7 protein-coding genes are annotated in these 7,339 nt (G+C 71.4%); 5 read left to right on the top strand and 2 right to left on the bottom strand.

Translation table 11 applies throughout. From position 1 onward, the window contains the following. On the bottom strand, window positions 1-1,299 hold a 1,299-nt coding region (locus P1P70_RS36685), incomplete at its 3' end, for a sensor histidine kinase (RefSeq protein WP_413471632.1). Window positions 1,300-1,860: 561 nt separating this feature from the next. Then, window positions 1,861-2,817: an AraC family transcriptional regulator gene (locus P1P70_RS36680; protein WP_319245489.1), complete on the bottom strand. Its 957-nt coding sequence runs from the start codon at window positions 2,815-2,817 to the stop codon at window positions 1,861-1,863. A gap of 359 nt (window positions 2,818-3,176) precedes the next feature. On the opposite strand from P1P70_RS36680, the gene P1P70_RS36675 reads away from it, so the two are divergent. From P1P70_RS36675 to P1P70_RS36655, 5 genes are all read left to right on the top strand, one after another. Then, window positions 3,177-4,616 (top strand): ATP-binding protein, encoded by a 1,440-nt coding sequence (locus P1P70_RS36675; protein ID WP_319245488.1) that lies wholly within the window; start codon window positions 3,177-3,179, stop codon window positions 4,614-4,616. Beyond that, window positions 4,613-5,026 (top strand): roadblock/LC7 domain-containing protein, encoded by a 414-nt coding sequence (locus P1P70_RS36670; protein WP_033529364.1) that lies wholly within the window; start codon window positions 4,613-4,615, stop codon window positions 5,024-5,026. Before P1P70_RS36675 ends, P1P70_RS36670 begins: the two co-directional genes overlap by 4 nt. After that, on the top strand, window positions 5,023-5,415 hold the full coding sequence (locus P1P70_RS36665; RefSeq protein WP_319245484.1) for a DUF742 domain-containing protein: 393 nt from the start codon (window positions 5,023-5,025) through the stop codon (window positions 5,413-5,415). The genes P1P70_RS36670 and P1P70_RS36665 overlap by 4 nt, the downstream gene beginning before the upstream one ends. Next, window positions 5,393-5,995, top strand: coding sequence for a GTP-binding protein (locus P1P70_RS36660; RefSeq protein WP_319245482.1), 603 nt, complete (start codon window positions 5,393-5,395; stop codon window positions 5,993-5,995). The genes P1P70_RS36665 and P1P70_RS36660 overlap by 23 nt, the downstream gene beginning before the upstream one ends. A 113-nt stretch (window positions 5,996-6,108) precedes the next feature. Continuing rightward, window positions 6,109-7,339, top strand: a 1,231-nt coding sequence (locus P1P70_RS36655) for a cytochrome P450 (protein ID WP_319245480.1), incomplete at its 3' end; no start/stop codon positions are given.

The following is a 7,339-nucleotide window of genomic DNA, read 5'->3' as shown; positions in this document are numbered from 1 at the left end:
CGTCTGCGCCGGCCGGGGGGCGGCGGGCGGCCGTGCCTGGACCTGGGCCTGTACGGGGGCCTGTTGCTCCTCGTCGCCGAGCAGGCCCTGCGGGAGCACCAGGATCGCCTGCACACCGCCGTAGATGTTGCCCTGCAGCTGGACCGCGATGCCGTGCCGGCGGGCCAGCGAGGAGACGACGAACAGACCGATCCGGCCGTCGGCGAGCAGTTTGGCGACGTCGATGCGGGCCGGGTCGGCGAGCAGCGTGTTGATCCGGTCCTGGTCCTCCTGGGGTATGCCCAGGCCGCGGTCCTCCACCTCGATGGCGATGCCGGCGGTCACCCGGCGCGAGCGCAGGAGGATCTGGGTGTCGGGGTGGGAGAACATCGTGGCGTTCTCGACCAGCTCGGCCAGCAGGTGGATGACGTCGGCGACCGCGTGGCCGCGCAGCGTGCCCTCGATGGGCGGCACCAGTTTGACGCGGGAGTACTGCTCGACCTCGGCGATCGAGGACCGCAGCACCTCGGTCAGCGTCACCGGGTTCGTCCACTGGCGGCGGGAGACCGCCCCGCCGAGCACCGCGAGGTTCTCGGCGTGCCGGCGTATTCGGGTGGCCAGGTGGTCGATGCCGAAGATCCGGCGGAGCAGGTCCGGGTCCTCGACCTGGTTCTCCAGGTCGTCCAGTTCACGGATGGTGCGGTGGACGAGCGACTGGAGCCGACGGGCCAGGTTGACGAAGACCTCGACCTTGTCGCTGTTGTCGTCGGAGGCCGCCTGGAAGTAGCTCGCCGCCCAGACGAGGGCCTCCCGGGCCCGGTGCTGGGCCTCCGTGACGTCGTACTCCAGCTTCTGGTACGGGTCCTCGCCGCGCGGGGCCTGGTAGGTGAAGCCGCGTGAGAGCAGTTGTTCGCCGCGCTTGAGGCGGGTCACGTCCTCTTCGAGCGCCCAGTTGCCGCTGGTGACGGCCTGGCGCAGTGAATCGGCGCGCCGCGCGTCGGACCTCGCCCGCTTCCTGGCCGACAGCACGGCTCCGGCGAGACAGCCGCAGCCCAGGACCGCACCGCCCGCCAGCACCCCCCAGGTGGCGGCGTCGGCCGTGCCCTCCTGGAGGCGAAGGACCGTGCCGGTGACGGCGGTGGATATTCCGGCCATGAACGCGGCCGGAAGAACGGCGAGCCGCGTCAGTCGGGACTGCGCTGCGGAGGAGTTCGCGGAATCCGACACCCCGGGCTTTCCGTGCCGGTGACGCGCCGGGGGCGTCGTCGTGTCCGGCCGACCGCGATCCGGGGTCGTCGCGAAGGGTGGGGGTTCAGGCATCGGAGTCCTCTCGATCAGCCAGTACGCGACAGAGTAGCGAAGAACGTCAACTATCTGACCAGCGGTCCTAGACGCTCAGGGGAGGTCTGTCACCTGAGATGCCGTCAGCGCGGCAAGGGTCTGCGACGCCTTTCTACCCTCTCCGCGCGAGGCGGCGCCGCAGCAGTTCTTCACACCTCGCCCATGGCGCCGCGCCATCTGTGAAAGAGGGGCCGCCGGGAGGGGGGTCACCTGCGGATTCGGCCGTTCCGGGCGCCGTCCCCGGCTCTGGGGCGCGCATGATTCACGCCAGTGCGCGCCGTGGTGCCTCGTGTCAACGCCCGTCCTGGCGAGCGCAGTCGGGTGCGAAAGGGGCGAGGTCGCACACGGTGGACACGACGCATTCCAGGAACATTCACACCACGAGGGCCGGAAAGCGGCCGGTCTCGACCGTCGGCCATGCTTTGACTAAGCTTTAGACTTCAACGGAACGATAGGGCAGGTAGGTGTGAGAACCTACTGGGCGGATGGCCCCGTTGTGCCGATCGGACTCGAACTCCGTGGTCTGTCCAGGGAGTTGCGTCAACGTATGCTCTGCCGCATCTCCCGGGGACTGACGCCGTAGCGTCGCCGGAAGGCCGTGCTCAGTGCGCTCGCGGAGGAGAAACCCGCGGAGTAGGCGAGATCCGTGATCGTCAGGTGCTCGCACTCCGTGCACAGTAAGCGGTCCCGGACCAGCCGCAGCCGCTCCTCCCGGATCAGTTCCCGGGGTGTGGTGCCCGCTTGCTGCAGGGCCAGTTGGACCTGGCGCAGCGACCAGCCGAGGGCGCGCGCCACCGTCGTACCCGTGAGGTTCGGATCGGCCGCGTGGTCGCGCACATAACGACGGACCATCGCCTCCACCTCGCCCAGTTGGCCCGGTGCGTCGGGGCGGTCGTCGCCGGCGGCCAGCATGCACACCAGCTCCACCACCCGGTCGGAGACGGCGTTGAACTCCGGGTCGGTGAGGTGCTCGCGCTCCTCGTGCAGCCCGGTCAGCATCGAGCCGACGATACGGCCGAGACCGGTCGCCAGGTTCAGTCCGCTGGCCACCGGTGACCGGTTGTTGAGCCGGCCGTCCACCTCACGGGCCGGGATGGTGAAGATGAACGCGTCGATGGCGTCGCTCTGCAGGCACTGGAACGGTGACGCGAAGGTGACCAGTGCCGCCGTGCCCGGGGTCAGCCGCGCCTCCTCGCCGTCCTGCTGCAGCACGATCTCGCCGTTCATCGGCAGCAGCAGCCGGTAGTCCTCGTCCGGATCCTGACGCACCTGCCGCATCGTGCGGGTGTACTCGATCTCGTCGGACCGGTACTTCACCAACTGGTACGTGTCGGTGCGCTGGCGGACGGTCTCGCCGCGGAAGTTCTCCGACCGCGCGTATCTGAACCCCATCCGTGACTGGTACGAGCCGATCTGCTCGGTCCAGAAGTCGGCACGCTCGCGCGGGGCCAGCTCCTCGGTGGTCAGCGCCTCGACGCTGTAACTTCCCGCGGGCAACGCTCTCCCTCTCTGTGCCGGGCCCCCGACGTCCTTGTTGTCCCTTACGGTCCCCCATACGGAAATCTTCAACTTCTGCTTGATCAAAGATGGTTACCGTCCGGTCGGACTCGGAGGGCACCTTAGCGTGGCAAGCGGTTGCCGTTCCGCCCGGCCCAGTTGGCCGAATATGCCGTCGGAAACCTCATCACTCGCGCCGCGCCCCTTGCGCCACTCCTGCGCCTTGTGACAACTTCCCTGCGCGTCACGGAAAGTACCCGCGCGGTCGCGCCGCTAGCGTCGTGCGCTCCGTCAACTCCCGCCGGCGTCCCGGGACCCCCCGACGCCTGGGGACTTGAGGACGTTAGGACTCGTACTTCATGACCGAACCGATATCGCAGGCGGTGACCTGGGCCCTCGCGGCGGCCCTGCTCGCCACCGCCGTGCTCCTGCTGCGCCAGCACGGGATCACCGGACGGCAGCGCAGGAGGAACGCCGCCCTGGCCGACGACGTGCGGGTCCGGGAAGAGGAGCTGCGCCATCTGGTCACGGTCCGCCTGCCGGCCCTCGCCGACCACCCCGGCCAGACCGCCGCCCCCGACGTCGGACCGCTCGACGGCCGCCTCGCCGGTACGGAGTTCGGCAAGGGCCTCGACGAGGTGCTCGCCCGCTTCTCCGGTGCCGTCGAACACGCCCAGCAACGCGCCGACCAGTCCGCCAAGGCCGCTCTCAAGGCGTCCATGCGCTCGATCCAGGCCCTCGCCAACGAGCAGCAGATGTCCATCTCCGAGATGCAGGAGCGGCACGACGACCCCGACGTGCTGCGCGACCTCCTCGAAGTCGACCACACCAACGCCCAGTTCGGCCGCCGCGCCCAGGCCATCGCCGTACTCTGCGGCTCCTGGCCCGGCCGGCAGCGGGCCACCTCCCCGCTCGTCGAGGTCGTCCGGGGCGCCACCTCGCGCATCCGCGACTACCGGCGGGTCCGCGTCCACGGCCAGGTCGACCTCGCGGTGGAGAGCCGGGCCGTGGAACCGGTCGTCCTCGCGATCGCCGAGCTCCTCGACAACGCCGCCCGGCACTCCCAGCCCAACACCACCGTCGAGGTCGACGTCCAGGCCGTGCACAACGGCGCGTGCGTGATCATCGACGACGCCGGTGTCGGCATGGACGCCCACGCCGTGCGGCGCGCCACCCGGCTGCTCGCCGGGGACGACGAGGTGGACGTCACCCGCCTCGACGACCCGCCCCAGTTCGGCTTCGCCGTCATCGGGATGCTCGCCCGGCGCTACGGATTCACCGTCTCCGTGGACACACGCTCACCGTACGGCGGTGTCCGCGCCGTCGCGTTCCTGCCCACCGCGCTCCTGACCCACCTGGAGCCCGCCGCTCCCGCGCCGCGGAGCGACCGCACGCCCGTGACCGGGACCGCCCCCGGCGCCCGCGAGGCGACCGTCGAGACCGCTCCGGCCGACACCACCGAGGGCGGACTGCCCAAGCGCCGCCGGCGCACCCCCAGGCGGACCGCCCCCGAACCGGAGCCCGCGGTACAGGCGGAGGAACCCCCCGGCCGATCGCCCGAGGAGAACGCCCGCCTCATGGGCGCCTTCGCCCGCGGCACCCGCTTCGGCAGGGCGGCGGGACGCATCCTCGACGAGGAGGAGTACGTCCCCGACCCCGACCGCGACCGCGACCGCGACGGTGACCGTGACCGCAGCCTCGGCCGTGGCCTCGCCCCCGACCGCGATCCCGGCGCGGACACCACCGCCGACCCCGCGTCGCCCACCCCGCACGAGAACGAAGGGACCCCCCACGCATGATCGAGCCCACGAACAACGAGCTGGGCTGGATGCTCGACGACGTGCTGAAGGTCCCCGAGGCGCGGCACGCCATCCTGCTCTCCGCCGACGGCATGCTCCGCGCCCACTCCGCCGACATCGACCGCGACGACGCCGAGCGCCTCGCCGCCGGACTCTCGGGGCTGCAGTCCATCAGCCGCAGCACCTCGGAGTTCTGCGGCCCCGCCGACCGCCCCTGGCGCCAGACCCTGATCGAGTTCGGACACGGCTTCGTCTTCCTCGTCGCGGCCGGCGAGGGCGCCTATCTCGCGGTCTCCACCGGCGACGAGGTCGACATGGAGGCGGTGACGTACCGCATGCACAAGCTCGTCGACCGCCTCGGCAAGGAACTGACCAGCCCGGCACGGCTGGACACGGGCAGCAGGGCATGACCCCCCGCCGGCCCCGGGGACGGCTGGTGCGGTCGTACGTCGTCACCGACGGCCGCGCCCACCCGACCCGCAACACCCTGGACCTGGTCACGCTGCTCGTCGCCGCGACGGATCTGCCGCTGACCGGCCTCAGCCCGGAGAAGCGCAGGGTGATGGACCTGTGCCGGCCCGGCTCGCTCTCCCTGGCCGAGGTGGCGAGCCACCTGGAACTGCCGGTCAGCGTGACCACGGTGCTGGTCGCCGACCTCATGGACAGCGGGCACATCGTCACCCGCGCCCCGTCCCCCACGCTCGAACAGAGCCGCGCGGGGGCAGCCCTCTCGGCCGCCCGGCCGTCCGACGCGAAAATCCTCCAGGAGGTCCTCGATGGGCTCCGCGCCCGCCTCTGACGACGTCTATCTGCGGCCCACGGTGAGGACGGCGGCCAAGCTGCTGGTCGTCGGTCACTTCGCGGTCGGCAAGACCACGTTCGTCGGCACGCTCTCCGAGATCCGGCCGCTGCGCACCGAGGAGGTCCTGACCGAGGCCGGCGCGCTCGTCGACGACCTCGCCGGCACCCGCGACAAGACCACGACCACGGTCGCCATGGACTTCGGCCGGCTCACCCTCGACGACTCCCTGGTGCTGTACCTGTTCGGCACCCCCGGGCAGCAGCGCTTCACCAGGCTCTGGCAGGACATGACCCGTGGCGCCCTCGGCGCGCTGGTCCTCGCCGACACCCGCCGGCTGTCCCACTCCTTCGACGTGATGGGCCTCCTCGAGGAGCTCGATCTGCCGTACGCCGTCGCCGTCAACGACTTCGACGGCGCCCCCGCGCACGAGCTGGACGAGGTGCGCGAGGCCCTCGACCTGCTGGACGAGACCCCGCTGGTGCGCTGCGACGCCCGCGACCCGGACTCCTCCACCCGGGCACTGATCGCCCTCGTCGAGTACCTCCTGGACCGCAAGACCGAACTGGAGCCCGCGTGACCCCCGCATCGCCGTCCGGTCCGAACGATCCGTCCGGTCCGGCTTCTCCGTCCGGTCCGATCGATCCGTCGGGTCCGTCGGGTCCGTCGCCGGGCTGCCCGGCCCATCGGCCCATGTACGGACCGGAGTTCGCCGCCGACCCGGCCGCGTTCTACCGGCGGGCGCGCGCGACCGGCCCGACCGCTCCCGTCGAGCTGGCCCCCGGCGTACGGGCCACGCTCGTGACCTCCTACGACGCCGCCCTGCACGTGCTGCGCAGCACGGAGACCTTCTCCAAGGATCCGCGCCGCTGGAACGACCTCGCGGACGGCACCGTCCCCCCGGACAGCCCCGTCGTCCCGATGATGATGTACCGGCCCAACGCCCTGTTCTCCGACGGGGAGGAGCACCGGCGGCTGCGCGGCGCCATCACCGACAGCCTCGCCCGGGTCGAGCCCCACACCCTCCGCGGCTATGTCGAACGCAGCGCCGACACCCTCATCGACCGTTTCGCGCCCACCGGCAAGGCGGACCTCCTCGGCGAGTACGCCCAGGTGCTGCCCCTGCTCGTCTTCAACCACCTGTTCGGCTGTCCGGCCGAGCTGGGGCTGAAGCTGGTCGAGGGCATGTCCGGCATCTTCGACGGGGTGGACGCCGAACGCGCCAACGAACTGCTCACCACCACGCTCATCGAACTGGTCACGCTCAAGCGGAGGCAGCCCGGGCCCGACGTGACGTCGTGGCTCACCCTGCACCCGGCGCGGCTCACCGACGAGGAGATGATCCACACCCTCGTGGTCCTCATGGGCGCGGGCACCGAACCGCAGCAGAACCTCATCGCCAACGCACTGCGGCTGCTGCTCTCCGACGACCGGTTCGCCGGTGATCTCTCCGGCGGCAGCCTCCCCGTCGAGGACGCCCTCGACGAGGTGCTGTGGAGCGACCCGCCGATGGCCAACTATGCCGTGCACTACCCGAAGCGGGACGTGGTGTACGAGGGCGCGCTGCTGAGGGCCGGCGATCCGCTCGTCGTCTCGCTGGCCGCCGCCAACACCGACCCGGCCCTGACGAACGACCAGCGCACGGGCAACCGGGCCCACCTGGCGTGGAGCGCGGGCCCGCACAACTGCCCGGCGCAGAGCGAGGCCCGGCTGATCGCGTCGGTGGCGGTGGAGAAACTCCTCGACCGACTGCCGGACGTCGACCTCGAGGTCCCCGTGGAGGCGTTGGAATGGCGCCCGGGCCCCTTCCACCGGGCCCTGGCCGCCCTGCCGGTGACCTTCCCGCCGACGGCGGCGGTGGTCACGCGACCCCACACCCCGAGGCCCGCCCGGAGCCGCCCACGGAGCCCGTACGAGGCCACCC

This window comes from Streptomyces sp. MB09-02B (assembly GCF_033794485.1).
Taxonomy (GTDB): Bacteria; Actinomycetota; Actinomycetes; order Streptomycetales; family Streptomycetaceae; genus Streptomyces.
Note: the sequence above shows the minus strand (reverse complement) of the source record. Positions and strands in the feature narration are given on the sequence as shown.